15 protein-coding genes are annotated in these 15,565 nt (G+C 62.4%); 7 read left to right on the top strand and 8 right to left on the bottom strand.

The features are described from left to right. The first annotated feature begins 477 nt into the window (after positions 1-477). From ACW9H9_RS16745 to ACW9H9_RS16730, 4 genes are all read left to right on the top strand, one after another. On the top strand, positions 478-1,194 hold the full coding sequence (locus ACW9H9_RS16745; protein WP_457341936.1) for an MgtC/SapB family protein: 717 nt from the start codon (positions 478-480) through the stop codon (positions 1,192-1,194). 274 nt (positions 1,195-1,468) lie between these two features. Next, positions 1,469-2,095: a response regulator gene (locus ACW9H9_RS16740; protein ID WP_457341935.1), complete on the top strand. Its 627-nt coding sequence runs from the start codon at positions 1,469-1,471 to the stop codon at positions 2,093-2,095. Between the two features lies 1 nt (position 2,096). Next, on the top strand, positions 2,097-5,723 hold the full coding sequence (locus ACW9H9_RS16735) for a transporter substrate-binding domain-containing protein (RefSeq protein ID WP_457341934.1): 3,627 nt from the start codon (positions 2,097-2,099) through the stop codon (positions 5,721-5,723). A gap of 127 nt (positions 5,724-5,850) precedes the next feature. Further along, positions 5,851-6,270 carry a chemotaxis protein CheY gene (locus ACW9H9_RS16730; RefSeq protein ID WP_457341933.1) on the top strand — a complete coding sequence of 140 codons (420 nt, stop codon included), beginning with the start codon at positions 5,851-5,853 and terminating at the stop codon, positions 6,268-6,270. Here the strand turns inward: ACW9H9_RS16730 and dkgB are convergent. The 6 genes from dkgB to ACW9H9_RS16700 form a co-directional block, all read right to left on the bottom strand. Then, on the bottom strand, positions 6,267-7,070 hold the full coding sequence (gene dkgB, locus ACW9H9_RS16725) for a 2,5-didehydrogluconate reductase DkgB (RefSeq protein WP_457341932.1): 804 nt from the start codon (positions 7,068-7,070) through the stop codon (positions 6,267-6,269). The genes ACW9H9_RS16730 and dkgB overlap by 4 nt on opposite strands. Before the next feature lie 128 nt (positions 7,071-7,198). Further along, on the bottom strand, positions 7,199-8,014 hold the full coding sequence (locus ACW9H9_RS16720) for a PP2C family protein-serine/threonine phosphatase (RefSeq protein WP_457341931.1): 816 nt from the start codon (positions 8,012-8,014) through the stop codon (positions 7,199-7,201). Then, positions 8,011-9,501 (bottom strand): serine/threonine-protein kinase, encoded by a 1,491-nt coding sequence (locus ACW9H9_RS16715; protein WP_457341930.1) that lies wholly within the window; start codon positions 9,499-9,501, stop codon positions 8,011-8,013. Before ACW9H9_RS16715 ends, ACW9H9_RS16720 begins: the two co-directional genes overlap by 4 nt. 10 nt (positions 9,502-9,511) lie before the next feature. Beyond that, positions 9,512-10,390 (bottom strand): c-type heme family protein, encoded by an 879-nt coding sequence (locus tag ACW9H9_RS16710; RefSeq protein ID WP_457341929.1) that lies wholly within the window; start codon positions 10,388-10,390, stop codon positions 9,512-9,514. Between the two features lie 40 nt (positions 10,391-10,430). Further along, positions 10,431-11,243, bottom strand: coding sequence for a hypothetical protein (locus ACW9H9_RS16705; protein ID WP_457341928.1), 813 nt, complete (start codon positions 11,241-11,243; stop codon positions 10,431-10,433). Positions 11,244-11,371: 128 nt separating this feature from the next. Next, positions 11,372-11,638 (bottom strand): hypothetical protein, encoded by a 267-nt coding sequence (locus ACW9H9_RS16700; RefSeq protein WP_457341927.1) that lies wholly within the window; start codon positions 11,636-11,638, stop codon positions 11,372-11,374. Positions 11,639-11,681: 43 nt separating this feature from the next. Between ACW9H9_RS16700 and ACW9H9_RS16695 the strand changes: the two genes are divergently transcribed. From ACW9H9_RS16695 to ACW9H9_RS16685, 3 genes are all read left to right on the top strand, one after another. Next, positions 11,682-12,236 carry a DUF3455 domain-containing protein gene (locus tag ACW9H9_RS16695; protein WP_457341926.1) on the top strand — a complete coding sequence of 185 codons (555 nt, stop codon included), beginning with the start codon at positions 11,682-11,684 and terminating at the stop codon, positions 12,234-12,236. Between the two features lie 134 nt (positions 12,237-12,370). Next, the gene (locus ACW9H9_RS16690; RefSeq protein ID WP_457341925.1) at positions 12,371-13,126 is read left to right on the top strand and encodes an outer membrane protein; all 756 of its coding nucleotides are present in this window, start codon (positions 12,371-12,373) and stop codon (positions 13,124-13,126) included. A 144-nt stretch (positions 13,127-13,270) separates the two neighbouring features. After that, a complete protein-coding gene (locus ACW9H9_RS16685; protein WP_457341924.1) occupies positions 13,271-13,909 on the top strand; it encodes a TetR family transcriptional regulator C-terminal domain-containing protein in 639 nt (212 codons plus the stop codon). 28 nt (positions 13,910-13,937) lie between these two features. Here the strand turns inward: ACW9H9_RS16685 and ACW9H9_RS16680 are convergent, their stop codons facing one another. Both ACW9H9_RS16680 and ACW9H9_RS16675 read right to left on the bottom strand, forming a co-directional pair. Next, complete coding sequence (locus ACW9H9_RS16680) at positions 13,938-15,008, bottom strand: 3-deoxy-7-phosphoheptulonate synthase (RefSeq protein ID WP_457341923.1); 1,071 nt, start codon at positions 15,006-15,008, stop codon at positions 13,938-13,940. Between the two features lie 331 nt (positions 15,009-15,339). Then, positions 15,340-15,474 (bottom strand): hypothetical protein, encoded by a 135-nt coding sequence (locus ACW9H9_RS16675; protein WP_457341922.1) that lies wholly within the window; start codon positions 15,472-15,474, stop codon positions 15,340-15,342. Between the last annotated feature and the right edge of the window lie 91 nt (positions 15,475-15,565).

The following is a 15,565-nucleotide window of genomic DNA, read 5'->3' as shown; positions in this document are numbered from 1 at the left end:
AGCGTCACGGGCTGCATTCCCACGCGGAGCGTGGGAACGATCTGGGTCCTGCGCCGCTTCCACTCGTTCCCACGCTCCGAGTGGGAATGCCTCCAGGGACGCTCCGCGTCCCGCCACTCGGCGCAGGGGGCGCTTTCTGAACTCGGACTGAAGAATCGTCCTAATCACCATTCGGTAATTTTCCTACGGTTTACTCTCCTCAAGTCGGAGCGTAAGCTGCGCCCGTTTTCATCACTAGCGGAGCCCCCCAGTGGGTACTTGTTCAAGCGACAGTTGTCGGCCGGTTCTGATTACCGGCACTGACTGGGCAAGATAACGCGCATTTCCCGTGCCGTTGTCTCGCCCCCACAGCGAGAAGTGGCATCTGGGCAGCAGCCTGTTCTGGCGCTTGCCTGATCCCCTCTCATTCATGTTCGACCGCGCGCAATGCCTGGCATGGCGGGCGGTGTATGCGCTCACGTTTTGGAGAGATGTTTCATGCAAGCGATCAACAACATCAACCTCGATTCCCTGGTGGACACGCTGGTCAGCCTGTCGGCGGCCTTTATCCTGGGCGGGCTGATCGGTTTTGAACGCCAGTACCGCCAGCGCACCGCCGGGTTGCGCACTAACGTGCTGGTGGCGGTGGGGGCGGCGATTTTTGTCGACATGGCCAACCGCCTCGGTGGCGCAGAAGGGGCGGTGCGGGTGGTGGCGTATGTGGTGTCGGGCATCGGCTTTCTGGGGGCCGGTGTGATCATGCGCGAAGAAGGCAATGTGCGTGGCCTTAACACGGCGGCCACTCTGTGGGCGTCGGCGGCGGTGGGGGCGTGTGCCGGGGCGGACCTCATTCTGGAAGCCACGCTGGGCACGCTGTTTATCCTGGCGGCCAACACGCTGCTGCGGCCCATCGTCAACAACATCAACCGCCAGCCTTTGGATGTGGTGTCGGCCGAGGTCACCAACATCCTCTACGTGATTGCCCGTCGCACCCAGCAAAAGGCCGTGCTGGCGTTGCTGGAAGCAGAGCTTGCGCGCTGCAACTACCCGGCCAGCGACGTGGACGTGCGCCCGTTCGGCACCGAGGAAGTGGAAATCGAGGCCACCCTGGCCGTGACCTCGGTGGACGGTGACGAGTTGGACGCCCTGGTGGCGCGTATTTCCCATTCCAGCCTGGTGGTCCAGGCTTTCTGGAGCCCCAGTACGACCGAGTAGGTTGTACGGCAATTCCCCCGACTATGCTTGCACTGAGGAAAAATCCTACATAGGTCTGGGACTACCCCTTCAGATGAAACGTCATTCCGTTGCTAATGTTGCGCGCTTGCGCCTCGGCAGGATTGCAGGTGCTGCTTCACGTGGTGACCGTGTTTTCAAGTGAAGGGGCTATCGGCCGGAGGTGTGCAGAACCGTTTGTCGGAACTGTCATTTCTCACAGGTAGATAGGACCCGTCTGATGTGCAAGGGTATTTGTTCTCCCAGGGGGAGTCTTATGAGCAAAGCGTTAATTGTGGATGACCATCCGTTTATCCGCGCAACCGTGAAGTTTCTGTTGAAGCAGGAAGGCTTCAATACCATCTATGAGGCCGGAAACGGGGCCGATGCCATGCAGGTGGCCCGGGAAGAGCGCCCGGAGCTGATTATTCTCGACCTGGCCATGCCCAAGCTCGGCGGCCTGGAAGTGATCAGCCGCATCAAGGCGTTGGGTTTGCCGTGCAAGATCCTGGTGCTGACGTCTTACCTGGCAGTGTTTTTCTCGACGCGCTGCATGCGCGCCGGGGCGATGGGGTTTGTGGCCAAGACCGGCGAGCTGGACGAACTGCAAAAAGCCATCAAGGCGGTCATGTCCAACTACAGCTGTTTCCCCAGCCTGCCCACCAGCTCGGTACGCCGGGATGACTTGCAAACCACCGAAATCCAGTTGGTCGAAGGCTTGTCTGACCGTGAGCTGACCGTGTTGCAAAAACTGGCGATTGGCCTTAGCAACAAACAGATCGCCGAAGACATGCTGCTCAGCCACAAAACCATCAGCACCTACAAGACTCGCCTCAAGGAGAAGTTGCGCATGTCGTCGGTGGTGCACTTGTCCAAGTTCGCGCAGCGCAACCACCTGATCTGAAATGACCAGGTTCCGGGCGATGTGCCTCAGTGCTGTGGCGCTGGCCAGTCTGGTGTGCCTGCCCGCGTGGGGTGAGCCGCGTGCCGTGCAGGTGCTGGGGCACTCCAGCCTCGAGGGGGTGACGGCGCACCTGCAGGCCGACGACTGGCGCTGGTTGCGCGAACGCCGTCACCTGGTGATGGGGGTTTCTGCGCCGGACTATGCCCCCTTCGACCTGACCAACGACAACGACCAGATGGAAGGGATCACCGCCGACTACGCGGCACTGGTCGGCCAGGTCCTGAATGTGCTGGTGCAGGTGCAGCGCTACGACAACCGGGACGAGGTGATCGCGGCGCTCAAGCGCGGTGAAGTGGACCTGCTCGGTTCCGCCAACGGCTATGAAGCGGCGGACAAGCAGTTGGTGCTGTCGCGCTCCTATGCCAACGACCAGCCCACCCTGGTGACCCGCGCCGGTGACAGTCAGGCGTTGAGCGACGAACTGGCCGGCAAGCGCCTGGCCATGCTGTACCACTACCTGCCGCCCGCCATGGTCCAGGCGTTTTACCCCAACGCCCAACTGCAGGTGTTTCCCTCGACCCTGGAGGCCCTCGGCGCCGTGGCTTTCGGCCAGGCGGATGTGTACCTGGGCGATGCCATCAGTGCCAACTACCTGATCAATAAAAACCACTTCAACAATGTGCGAATGGCCGAGTATTCGGCGCTGGAAGCCAACCCGTTCGGCTTTGCCGTGACCCGTGACAACAGCCGCCTGCTGCACATCCTCAATGCGGCGTTGGCGGTGATTCCCGCCGATGAACAGATGGAAATCCTGCGCCGCTGGAGCGCTGGCAACCTGGGCTTTCTGGGTTCGGAGCCGTTGCGCCTCAGTGCCAGTGAGCAGCGCTGGATGGCGCGCCACCCAAAGGTCCGGGTGGCGGTGCTCGATAAATTCCTGCCGCTGTCTTTTTTCGACGAACACGACCAATTCGCCGGTTTGAGTGCAGACGTGCTGACCCGTATCAGCCTGCGCACCGGCTTGAAGTTCGACGTGGTGCGCGGCAGTTCGTTGCCCCGGCAAGTCGACGACGTGAGCGCAGGGCGCGTCGACCTGCTGGCTGTGGTCACCCCCAGCATCGAGCGGGCGGACAAGCTGCGCTTCACCCGGCCCTACCTGAACAACCCCTACGTGTTGGTCACGCGCAATGAGCCCGGCAACCCGATTACCCTTGAAGACCTGCGCGGCAAGCGCCTGGCCATTATCGGCGGCAACACCTTGCGTGAGCGGATCACCGAGGAATACCCCGGCATCGAGTGCATCGACGTGGACAACCCCGAACAGGCCCTGGCACTGGTGGCCGATGGCGGCGCCGAGGCGGCGATCAATTCGTTGATCAGTGCGCGTTACATGATCGCCCGCCAATACCGTGACCGCCTGCGGGTCACCAGCACCGTCGGCACCGAACCTGCCCGCGTCACTTTTGGCGTGAACCGCAGCCAGTTGGAGTTGTATTCGATCCTGGAAAAAGCGCTGCTGGCCATCACCCCGCAGGAAATGGACGAGTTGACCAACCACTGGCGCAGCGAAGTGCTGATCCAGAACAGCTACTGGGCGCGCCACCGCACGGCGATCATCCAAGGCTTCAGCCTGGCGGCGCTGCTGTTGCTGATCACCCTGGGCTGGGCGTTTTACCTGCGCCGCCTGATTCGCAAGCGGGCCCAGGCCGAGCGTGCGCTGAGCGACCAGATGCGCTTCATGAGCGTATTGATCGACGGCACGCCCCACCCGATTTACGTGCGCGACCGCCGGGGCCGGTTGATGGCGTGCAACAACGCTTACCTGGATGTGTTCGGCTTCAAGCTCGACGAGGTGATTGGCAAGACCGTGGTAGAAACCGACACCGGCAACCCGCCGCAGGCCCGCTCGTTTCACGAGGACTATTTGCGTCTGATGGCGCGCGGCGAGCCACAGGTGCATGACCGCGTGCTCAAGTTGCCGGGCGGCGGGGTGCTGACCATTTATCAATGGATGTTGCCGTACCGCGATGGCGACGATCAGGTGGTGGGCATGATCGCCGGCTGGGTGGACGTGAGCGAGCGCCAGCGCCTGCTCGGCCAGTTGCAGGAAGCCAAGGAGGACGCCGACGCGGCCAACCGGGCCAAGACCACGTTTTTGGCGACCATGAGCCATGAGATCCGCACGCCGATGAACGCGGTGATCGGCATGATCGAGCTGGCGCTGAAAAACGCCGAGCAGGGCCGCGCCGATCGGGACGCCCTAGAGGTGGCCTCGGTGGCGTCGCGCAGCATGCTGGAGTTGATCGGCGACATTCTCGACATTGCGCGTATCGAGTCCGGTCATCTGTCCTTGACCCTGGAGCCGTCGAACCTGCACCCGCTGCTGAAGTCGGTTGCACGGGTCTTTGAAGGGCTGGCACGGGACAAAGGCTTGGCGTTGCAGGTGGAGCTGGACCTGTTGATCGATCGCGCGGTGATGATCGACCCCCTGCGTTTCAAGCAGGTGGTGTCTAACGTGCTGAGCAATGCCATCAAGTTCACGGCCAAAGGCCAGGTGCAACTGGCTGCCCGTGCCACGCTAGAGGATGACGGCTTGCACCTGCAGTTGTGGGTGCAGGACACGGGCATCGGGATCAGTGCCGACGATCAATTGCGCTTGTTCAACCCGTTTATCCAGGGCAGCAACACCGAGCAATCGGCGCGCAGCGGGTCGGGGTTGGGGTTGGTCATCAGCCGTCACCTGTGCGAGATGATGGGCGGGCAATTGCACTTGAGCAGCGTGTTGGGGCAGGGCACACGGGTGGAGATGAGCCTGGTGTTGGCCCTAGCGCCTGTGGCCCCTGCCACCGCCTTGCCCGTGGTGCTGGAGACGGCGCCGAGTCATGCGCTGAATATCCTGGTAGTGGACGACTACCTGGCCAACCGTTTGCTGCTTGCCCGGCAGCTGAGTTTTCTGGGGCATCACATTACGACCGCCGAAGATGGGGTCGAAGGTTTCGAGCGGTGGTTGTCTGGCCGTTTCGACGGGGTGATCACCGACTGCAACATGCCGTTCAAGGACGGTTATCAATTGGCCCGCGACATTCGCACCCAAGAGCGTGAACGCGGCCTGGTGCCGTGTCTGGTGCTCGGGTTTACCGCCAACGCCCAACCCGAAGAGACCCAACGCTGCCGCCTGGCGGGTATGGACGGCTGCCTGTTCAAACCCACGGGGCTTGAGGACCTGCAAGCCGCGCTGGCCTCGCGCACAACCACGCCTTGCAGCGTTGCCAGCGATGAGCCGGGGTTGATTGCGGGGGTGGACTTGAGCCATTTGGTCAAGGTGACCGGCGCCGATACCGAGGCGGTCAAGGAACTGCTGGCCGCGCTGCTCGAGAGCTTGCAGGCCGATCGCGTGCTGTTTCCCCACTTGCTGCAACAAACCGATTTTGCCGGCCTGCACAACCTGGCACACCGGGCCAAGGGGGGCGCCCGCATGGTCAAGGCGCAGGTGTTGGTGCAGTGCTGTGAAACGCTGGAAACCGCCTGCGAACAGCAGGACCCGGTCGCGCTGGGTTCAGCGGTCGAGGGCGTGCAACAGGCTATCGATGCGTTGCTTCAGAGCCTGGGGAGTTATTGCAATCAGCCTTGACGGACGAATAGTGCCGCTCGGTAGATTTAGGAATCTTCCTGCATGAAGGTGGAACAACGCTGATTTTGTCTTCGGGATATGTCTGGACAATGGGCGGCTCCTTATTGAAAGAGCGCGGGGATTCGCCATGCCCAACAAAGCACTGACCATCCTGATCGCCGATGAACAGCACCTGCAGCGTTTGTATATCGAAAAAATGCTCAACCACCTGGGGTACTACCGGGTGATCCCGGTGCAAACCCTGGAAGAAGTGTTGATCCTCATGGCCATCCCGGCCGAACCCTTTGATGTGTTGATCGTCAACGCGGGGCTGTTGACCCCGGGCGGCGACGCGCCGGTATTCCAGGCGCGCCATGTGCTGGTCTACGACGACCGCGACGTGGGCGCGCCCGCCGCCGCCAACCCGGCCGTGCTGGTGCGTTTGCCGGGGGCGGTGGACAGCATCAACCTGGAACACTTCATGGACATCATCGACCCGCCGTCACCCTTCGAGGGGTTGCGGGTATTGCCGTGGTTGCGGGAGTTGTCCCGCAGCCCGGTGGTTTAGTCCCACTGTGGCGCCAGGTTCTTGGGGCTGGTGAGGCGATGACCACGGTCCAGGCTTGCGATCTGGGCCATGTCGGCGTCGCTCAGGGTCAGGTCCTGGGCCTTGAGGTTGCTTTGCAGGTTGCTGCGCCGGGTAGAGGAGGGAATGACCGCGTAACCCAGCTGCATCGCCCAGGCCAGGGCCACTTGCGCAGGTGTGACCTGATGGCGTTCGGCGATCTGTAGCAGCACCGGGTCTTTCAATACCTCGCCGTAGGCCAGGGTCATGTAGGACGTGACCTGGATGCTCTGAGCCTTCGCGAACGCCGCCACCGTACGGTTTTGCAGGTAAGGGTGCAGTTCGACCTGGTTGGTGGCGATGTGCTCGGCGCCCACGGCAGCAATGGCCTGTTTCATCAGCTCGACGGTGAAGTTGGACACGCCGATCTGGCGAGTCAGGCCCAGGCGCTTGGCTTCCAGCAACTGGCCCATGAACTCGGCGACCGGCACCTGGTCTTGCGGCGAGGGCCAGTGGATCAGGGTGAGGTCGAGGTAGTCAGTCTTGAGCTTGCGCAGGCTTTCCTTGAGGCTGGGAATCAACTGGCCCTCGGCGAAGTTGGACACCCAGATCTTGCTGGTGATGAACAAGTCCTCGCGTGGCACGCCGCTGTCGGCAATGGCTTGGCCGACATCCGCTTCGTTTTCGTAGATTTGCGCAGTGTCGATCACGCGGTAACCCAGTTCGAGGCCAGTGCGCACGGAATCGATGACAACCTGGCCTTGCAAGCGAAAGGTGCCAAGGCCAAAGGCGGGAATAGACATGGGGTAACTCCTGGAGTGGGTGTGAAGAATGGAGTCGAGTATCTGCCCATCGTTCCCCTGGAAAAACCGCCGGGCCCGAAAAGGACTCTTTACCAAAAATCACGAGTGCTCCCGCTGCGGGCGCGCTTTCAGCGATCGCACCAGGCCAGCAACACCGTCACATTGTCACGCCCGGCATACTCGCGGGTGAGGTCCACCAGGCGTTCACACGCGGTGGCCAGGGTGGCGCGGCGGGTGGCGGCCAGCACGGCGGTCATTTCCTGGTGCGGCACGCAACCATGCAGGCCGTCGCTGCACAGCATCAACACATCCCCGGGCAGCACCGCCAGTGCACGAATTTGCGGCTCCACCAGCGGCGCAGGCCCAATGGCTTGCAGCAACAGGTTGCGCGCCGGGAGCCGGTCCACCTTGCCCGCCTCCAGTGCCTGTTGATACCAGGTCTGGTCACGGGTGAGCAGGGCCAGTTCGCCGTCCCGGTAGCGGTACAAGCGGCTGTCGCCCACATGAAACACCAGCAGTGGCCCCTCTTCGTCAGGGCGCCAGAGGCCGGTGAGCGTGGTGCCCATGCCGCTGCCTTCGCTCATTTTGCGCGCCACGTTCAGGTCGTAGATGCAGCGGTTGGCATGGTCGATGGCGTTGTGCAGCACGCCGATCGCCTGCATGTGCGGGTCTGACCAGGTGGCGTCCGGGTCGTTGCACGGTGTGACCAGGTTGAGCGGGTTGGCGTAGAGGTAGTCGCGCAGGCGGATCAGCGTTTCGGCACTGGCCAGCGCACCGGCCTCGTGCCCGCCCATGCCGTCGGCGACGGCGAGCAGGCCCAGGTCGGCGGCGGCCAGAAAGTTGTCTTCATTACTTTCGCGCACTTGGCCGACATCGCTCAGCCCGTGGGCAAGCGCCGTGGCCAGACAGTGTGGCCCGCGGGCGCTCAGCGAAGAATCGGTCATGAATTGGGCTCGAAACTGTGGAGAAATGCCAGGCGCTGCGCCTCGCTCTCGATATGTTCGGTCAGCTTTTGCAGAAACGGCTGACGCAATGAAGTGCTGCGCGCGGCGCGGCTGACCACGATGCGGGCGATAGGGCCGATGAATACCGTCAGCCGACGCTCGGCCATCTCGGTAAAGGCCGCATCCAGTTCAGGCTCGGCGGGCGGGGCCGCGTGCGTCAGTTGGGTGGCCGCGGCGGCTTGGGTGATGTGTGTGGCGGGCGCGGCCTGTGTGATTGCAGTCGGTTCGCTGACGGTCTGTGTCACCGAGGTGTGCGGGGCCAGGCTTTGAAACAACGACTGGCTGGCGCTGGTGAATTGTTCGCGGCCGCGCTCGGAGGGGATGTGCGGCAGCAGCGAGGCGCAAACGGCGTCAAAGTCGTCGGCTGACGTCAGGCTCTTGCGCACCAGAAAGCGCGCCAGCGGGCCGATCTGATGGGACAGCAGCGACTCCAGCTGCGGCATCACCGCAAGCTTCCAGGGCGTCAGGGTGTCCACCGTTTCGGTGATGGCCGAGGTGGTGGCGGAGCTATGGGCAGGCGGCGGTTGCAGGCCGCTGGCGAAGGTCTGGTTGGGGCGCAGCAGCACGGTGCGGTCATCGTCGATGTCGCTGGCGACCCAACTGCCGGTGGTGGTCGTGGTGACCAGCGCTTCCAGGTCTTCCAGAAACGCGCGCGCCGAGGCATAGCGTTCACTCGGACGCTTGGCCAGGGCGCGTTCGATCACGTTGTCCAGGGCCGGGTCCAGCGTGAGGTTGAGGCTCGACGGCGGCACCGGGGTCTGGTTCAGGATCTGTTGCATGACCATCGTCGCCGAACCGGAAAACGGCCGTTCGCCTGTCAACAACTGGTACAGCACGATACCGGCGGAGAACACGTCGGAGCGCCCGTCGATCAACTCGCCGCAAAACTGCTCGGGCGACATGTAGCTGGGCGTGCCGATCATCGAACCGGTCTGGGTCAGGGTCGAGGAGTCCAGGCGGGCCACGCCGAAGTCGGTGACCTTGACCTGGGCGTCGGCGGTGATCAGCAGGTTGGCCGGCTTGATATCGCGGTGCACCACGCCTTTGGAGTGCGCATAGTCCAGGGCCTGCAACAGCTGGCGCATCCAGCCCAGGCTGCGGTTCAGGTCCCGTGGCTGCGGGGTGGCCAGCAGGGTGTTGAGCGGCGTGCCTTCGACGAACTCCATGGCGATGTACGCCGAGCCTTCGTCTTCGCCGTAGTCGTACACCGCGACGATATTGGGGTGCATCAACCGACCGGCAGCCTGGGCTTCGTTCTTGAAGCGGCTGACCAGCTCGACGTGATGGCTGTCGCCGAACAGTTCCTTGCGGATGGTCTTGAGCGCCACGGTGCGCGCAATGAACGGGTCGAACGCCTTGTACACGGTGCCCATGGCACCCTTGCCGAGCACGCTGTCGATGCGGTATTTGCCGAGTTGTTCAAGCATGACGGCCCACCTATTCCTCGAGCATCTTCATGGCGCTGACCAGGCTGGTGCGCATGCGGCCAAAGGATTGGCCAAGGCGCGCCAGTTCATCGTTGCCGCGAATGTCCAGGGGCGGCACGTCGGTTTCACCCAGGCTGACCCGGTCGGCCAGCGCCGACATCTGACGCAGGCGGCGGGTGACGAACAGGTGCACGGCCACGTTCAGGGCGACGAACAACACGGCAAAAATCCCCAGCATCGACAGCATGTAGCTGTGCAGCATGCTGCTGGCCCGTTGCAGGGGCAGGGCCAGGGGCACCGACACCAGCTGCGCGCCGATGGTGTCGTTGAGCTTCCAGCCAAAGCCGTTGGTGGCACCGTAGATGTCGACCATGGTTTTGGGCGCCGCGTCCGGGGTGCTGTGGCAAGCCAGGCACGCCGGGTCCTTGATCTGGATCGGCCGCGCGATGTAGAGAGCCGGGCCGCTTTTGTCGACGCGTTCGCCCACCAGCTCATCGGCGGTCGGCTGGTTGCGCAGGTTGTTGATCAGGTCCTTTTCCCAGTCGTTGGCCAAGTCCCGTGGGTTGGTGGGATTGAGGGTGGCTTCCTTGTAGGCATAGTCGGGGTAGGACTTGAGCAGTTCCTGCAAGTGCGAGATGGCAGCGAAGTCCGGCACGGACTGCGGCAGGAACTGGAATTTCAGGCGGTTCTGCAACAGCGGCACGATTTGCTCGGCCGTGTAGGTGCTGGCAGCAGTGGCGGAGCGCATCAGCAGGCGTGCGGTTTCCAGGGTTTCCCGGCGCGCACTCTGTTGCAGCATGTAGTTGGTGGCGAGGCTGGTGGCGATGAATCCGACCACAAACACCACCAGAAACACCACGTTGAATTTTACGGCGAGCGACAGTTTCATAAGGACTCTTGGGGGCTGACGAGGTTAAGCGACAAGCGCATCAATGCGGGTTTTTCCGGCGTTCCAGGCGCAGCAGTTCAAGCTCCCATTCCAGCACGCCACCGCGGTTGACCTTCACGGCCTGGCGGAACGCCGGGTCGCTGAGGCGCGGGGCAAAACGGCTGGCGAGCATCTGCTGGCTCAGGTTCAGCGGGCTGACGACCCACGGTGCGATGTCGTCGTAGTTGACCTCGCGTTCCTTTTTCAAGGCCGGTTCGGCGGGGATCTTTTTGGCCAGCGGCACCAAAGGGTCCAGGAAAGGCCGGGGCAGGGCGTCGACAAACGCTTGCTCCGGGCGGCCGACGTTCTTCAGCGGGGCGTCGCCCTGGTGTTGCGCGAAGTCTTCACGGCCCAGGGTGAGGGTGCGGCCGGGCTTGCCTCGGGTGTCCAGTTCGGTCACGGATTGGCTGCCGTCTTCGACGAACATCTCGGTCTGGCGCGTGCCGACGTGAAGCACGCTGGCGCTGTCGGTCACGTTAAAGGCCAGGCCTGCGGCGTTGACCGCCAGGCTGGCGCTGGACTTTGTCGCCAGCGGTTGCAGTTTCAACCAGCCACTGAGCAAATTGATTTGCACCGCCTTGCTATTGGTGGCGATCAGGATGCGCGTGTCCGGCCCCAGCGCCAGGATCGCTGGCGCCAGGCCTTCAATCTGGGCGCTCGAGGCGCCTGTTTGCAGGATGTCGCCGCCCTGCAAGTGGGTGCCGGCACCAATGGTGTACAGCGTTGTGGCTCGAATCAGGTGCAGGGATTTTTCCGCGTAGGAAATCACCGCAAGGTTGTTCGAGGCCGCCGTGGCCAGGGGCAATTGGAGCATCCCGGCAAGTAACAGGACTATCGAAAGTTTCTTCACGTGGGTGCCACTGATAAACAGTTTGGAGGTCTGGGACCGATGCTGCCTTGCTGTCGGTAGTCACGCGTGCGCAAGGCTCGCAGGGTCGAAGGCTACCTGCTGGACGGGCGTGCAAAGAAGACAATTTTGTCCATGGTTTTCGGCGGATCCCATTGAGCAAAATCATGGAATAAAGCGCCGTTGCCGGGTGTTCTTCGTATGGTTTCGCGTGGTTCAAGCGCCTTTGCCAGGGGCGTCGAATCAAGGGTTGGCGAGTTTTTCCAGGTTTGAAAAAAGTCGGGAATAAAACCGTCGGGCGGGTTGTTCATCCTGCAGACGCTCACAGCTTCTTGTGATTGAACACCGGCGGATCCCGACATGATTGGACAGACTTTCCTTAAAACTTTTCCTGGCAGGCGAGCAATGAACGGCACCGATCCTGACGTTGTGGCTCGCCGTAATCGCCTGGTGCTGCTGGTATTGCAAGTGGTGGGCATGATTATTCTGGTGGTGTGCGCCATCGACGCCCAACGCGCCCAAGCGCAAGACTTGCCCGACGACCCGTTGAGCGGCGAGGCCAAGACCCTGCTGCTGACGGCGCGCGCCGAAGGTGTGCAGATTTACAACTGCGCCAAGGACAGCAACGGCCAGCTGACCTGGCAGTTTCGTGAGCCGCTGGCGACTTTAATGGTCAATGGCAAGACGGTCGGACGCCATTTTGCAGGGCCTACCTGGCAGTTGGATGACCGCAGTAGTGTCGTCGGCAAGGTGTCGGCACAGGTGCCGGGGGCAACGCCTCGCGATATCGCGTTGTTGCGCCTGGACGTGGTGTCGCACCAGGGCACGGGCGGTTTGTCGCGCGTGGTGGCCGTGCAGCGGCTGCACACTGAAGGCGGCGTATACAGCGGCAGTTGCGAACGTGAAGGTGACATGCACGTGGAGCCATACCGCGCCGACTACCGCTTCCTTGGCCAATAAATTCAACCGATTCACCCCGGGTCGCTCGACCCGGTTGTAGCACCCTCACGCACGCTGTTACGCCCCATGCCGGTTGCCATCGGCGTGCGGCGAAGCCGTGTTCGTGTATCAACCAATAACGACAGGAGCTTTACATGATCACTCGTTTACTCGCCGTTACGGCAATCACACTGGTGGCTTCGGCAGGCGCCCAGGCGGCTGACAACGGCCCTACCGACTGGACCGGTTTTTATGGCGGCTTGAACGCAGGCTATGGTTTTGGGGGCGATGGCGACGTCAACACCAAAGGCCAGGCCGCGCCGAACATTGCGAACATCAATGGCGGCGCGCGTCCGGGCCGGGTGGACCTGGATCGCAACGGCTTTATCGGTGGCGCGCAAATTGGCTACAACTATCAGTTCGGCCAATGGGTGGCGGGCGTCGAGGCCGACATCTCCCACACCGACCTGCAAGACAGCCGCAACATCGGCACCGCGCAGTTGAACACCCGCCTGGCGCTGAACAACAAGTTTGAATCGAAGATCAAATACCTCGGTACGCTGCGTGGCCGTTTTGGCTATGCCTTTGACCACACGCTGATCTACGGCACCGCGGGTCTGGCGTATGGCGAAACCAGCCAGAGCGTCGACATGTTCGGCCCTACCGGCAACACCCAGTTCAGTGGCGACCAAAGCCACTTCAAAATGGGCTACACCGTGGGCGCGGGCATCGAACAGTCCATCACCAAAAACCTCTCGTTCAAGACCGAATACCTTTACTACGACCTGGGCGAAGACAAGCTCAACGTGGCGGTTATTCCGGGCAGCGGCGGTGCTGGCACGGGCTACGACTCCAAGTTCAAGAACGACGGGCAAATGTTGCGCGTAGGTTTGAACTGGAAGTTTGACTGACGATGCACAGGCCTCAAGCGCAGGCGCTTGAGGCTTTGGCCGTGTTCCGACGCCGGTGTGATTCTGCCCGCCGGATCGGAGATCGCCGGGCTACCGGGACTGCTGTAGAGTCGTGCGGCCGACTCAACCGAAGGAACTCCCATCATGAACCAGGAATCCCGTTTCTCCCGAATGGAGCCGCAGTCGCGCAAGGCCAATCTGGTCCGCGCAACGCTGGTCTGCCTCACGCGCCATGGTTTCCAGGGGACGTCGATCCGTAGGATCAGCGCCGAGGCGGGCGTGTCGCTGGGGCTGATCAGCCACCACTATTCGGGCAAGGATGAATTGGTGGCGCAAGCCTATCGGTCCGTTACCCTCCAGGTGATGGACCTGTTGCGTGACGCCATGGCCAACGCGCCGCCAAGCCCGCGAGCGCAGTTGTCGGCTTTTCTCCAGGGCTCTTTTTCCCCCGCCTTGCTTGACCCGCAGCTGTTGGATGCATGGCTGGCCTTTTGGGGCGCGGTGAAGACTGCCCCGGCTATCAGCCAGGCGCATGAATATTTCTACGACGAGTACCGCGCCCTCATGCGTTCGGTGTTGATGGACATGGCCGGGCAAGAAGGTTGGGAGCGGTTTGACGCACGCCTTGCGGCCATCGGCCTGAGTGCGCTGCTGGACGGATTGTGGCTGGAGTTGGGGCTCAACCCTGACACGTTCACGCCCCAGCAAGCCATCCAGATCGCCGAAGCCTGGATGGATGGCTTGCTGGCCGGCGGCCGCCAGCGCTTTCAACTGCCGGCCTGAATCAAACGTTCCGGCACGGCCCTGGCGTTTAACCTCTGGCGCGCAGCTTTTCGGCGGCGCTGCGCAACAGGTGCTCGGTGCCGTTCCAGCCCAGGCACCCGTCGGTCACCGACACGCCGTAGCGCATCGACGCGCTCAATGGCTGGCAACCTTCGAACAGATGGCTTTCGATCATCATGCCCACCAACGATGTGTCGCCCTGCAAGCGCTGCTCCAGTACGTCGTTGAACACCGCTGGCTGGCGCAGCGGGTCTTTGCCGCTGTTGGCATGGCTGCAATCGACCATGATCCGCGCCGCCACGCGGGATTTGGCCAGGTCTTGCTTGACCTGCGCCACACTCTGGCGATCGTAGTTCGGCCCGCGATGGCCGCCACGCAGTACCAGGTGGGTGTCGGGGTTGCCCGAGGTCTGGATGATCGCCGGGTGGCCCTGGCTGTCGACGCCGAAGTGGCGGTGCGGGTGCTCGGCCGAGCGCATCGCGTCGCAGGCGATGCCGACGCCGCCGTCGGTGCCGTTCTTGAAGCCCACGGGCATGCTCAGGCCGCTGGCCATTTCACGGTGGATCTGCGATTCGGTGGTGCGTGCGCCAATGGCCACCCAGCTCAGCAGGTCATCGAAGTACCCGGCGGCCATGGGCTGCAGCAATTCGGTGGCAACCGGCAGGCCCAGGCGCAGCATTTCGCGCATCAGTTCCCGGGACAGGGTAAGGCCCGCGGCCATGTCGTCGCTGCCATCGAGGTGCGGATCGTAGGCCAGGCCTTTCCAGCCGACGGTGGTGCGCGGTTTTTCGACGTAGGCGCGAATCACCAGCAGCATCTGGTCGCTGACTTCTGTGGCGAGCTTTTTGAGATTGCGCGCGTATTCCATCGCAGATATGGGGTCGTGGATCGAGCAGGGGCCCACGATGACCAGCAGGCGTGAATCTTCGCCATTAAGGATGGCGCGCACGGCCTGGCGATGGGTGCGGATCTGTTCGTTGAGGAACGGGCTGAGCGGCAACTGGTGCTTGAGCTCAAGGGCGCTGGGCAGGCGCTGGGTCAGGGCTTCGTTGGCGCTGGTCAGGGCGGATACAGGCAGAGCGGCGACAGAGGAGTTCATATGCAAGGCTTCCTGGGCGAGCGGCGGGCGATTCCCGCAGGCTCGGCCTACTGGGGTGTTCGACAATTGGTCGGATTGGCTACGTGTGTTGGCTTGCCACCAATAGGTGACCGATCGGAGGCGGCAGGCTGTCCCGAACGGAGCTTGGTAAATCGCCAGGCGGTGGAGGTGCAGTAGCGGTAATAGGCGGTGTAGTTCATGTCGCGATTCCTTTTAAGTGTTCCAAAAATGGCAGGGGCCTGAAAAAACAAAACCCCCGGTCGGGGAGCCGACCGGGGGTTAGATTTCTCTGGTGGCGTCCCCTCGAGTAGTGGGCGCCGAATTTCAGGTATCAGGCGCGCCAGTGGCTAAACCAATACCCAAAATAAAAGCTGACCAGTGCAGCCAAACCGTTCACACGGGCAGCCATCACCGAGCGCTTGGCGCGGATCGAGGGGCAAACCTGAGTGAGGGTGAGTTGCAACATGGTGTGTCTCCAAATGATGGGGGTGAGCTTACTAGAGGCACGCGGTGGGATTCAATCAGTAATTTCTATGGCCCTGGGGGGCTTACGGCTA

It is taken from the genome of Pseudomonas sp. SDO5215_S409 (genome assembly GCF_054071325.1).
This window is presented reverse-complemented; position numbering and strand designations above follow the sequence as displayed.

Bases quoted from the DNA above. Each gene is read 5' to 3' on its own strand.
- ACW9H9_RS16745 (WP_457341936.1), top strand. From the start codon at position 478: ATGCAAGCGATCAACAACATCAACCTCGATTCCCTGGTGGACACGCTG.
- ACW9H9_RS16740 (WP_457341935.1), top strand. From the start codon at position 1,469: ATGAGCAAAGCGTTAATTGTGGATGACCATCCGTTTATCCGCGCAACC.
- ACW9H9_RS16735 (WP_457341934.1), top strand. From the start codon at position 2,097: ATGACCAGGTTCCGGGCGATGTGCCTCAGTGCTGTGGCGCTGGCCAGT.
- ACW9H9_RS16730 (WP_457341933.1), top strand. From the start codon at position 5,851: ATGCCCAACAAAGCACTGACCATCCTGATCGCCGATGAACAGCACCTG.
- dkgB (WP_457341932.1), bottom strand. From the start codon at position 7,070: ATGTCTATTCCCGCCTTTGGCCTTGGCACCTTTCGCTTGCAAGGCCAG.
- ACW9H9_RS16720 (WP_457341931.1), bottom strand. From the start codon at position 8,014: ATGACCGATTCTTCGCTGAGCGCCCGCGGGCCACACTGTCTGGCCACG.
- ACW9H9_RS16715 (WP_457341930.1), bottom strand. From the start codon at position 9,501: ATGCTTGAACAACTCGGCAAATACCGCATCGACAGCGTGCTCGGCAAG.
- ACW9H9_RS16710 (WP_457341929.1), bottom strand. From the start codon at position 10,390: ATGAAACTGTCGCTCGCCGTAAAATTCAACGTGGTGTTTCTGGTGGTG.
- ACW9H9_RS16705 (WP_457341928.1), bottom strand. From the start codon at position 11,243: ATGCTCCAATTGCCCCTGGCCACGGCGGCCTCGAACAACCTTGCGGTG.
- ACW9H9_RS16700 (WP_457341927.1), bottom strand. From the start codon at position 11,638: ATGTCGGGATCCGCCGGTGTTCAATCACAAGAAGCTGTGAGCGTCTGC.
- ACW9H9_RS16695 (WP_457341926.1), top strand. From the start codon at position 11,682: ATGAACGGCACCGATCCTGACGTTGTGGCTCGCCGTAATCGCCTGGTG.
- ACW9H9_RS16690 (WP_457341925.1), top strand. From the start codon at position 12,371: ATGATCACTCGTTTACTCGCCGTTACGGCAATCACACTGGTGGCTTCG.
- ACW9H9_RS16685 (WP_457341924.1), top strand. From the start codon at position 13,271: ATGAACCAGGAATCCCGTTTCTCCCGAATGGAGCCGCAGTCGCGCAAG.
- ACW9H9_RS16680 (WP_457341923.1), bottom strand. From the start codon at position 15,008: ATGAACTCCTCTGTCGCCGCTCTGCCTGTATCCGCCCTGACCAGCGCC.
- ACW9H9_RS16675 (WP_457341922.1), bottom strand. From the start codon at position 15,474: ATGTTGCAACTCACCCTCACTCAGGTTTGCCCCTCGATCCGCGCCAAG.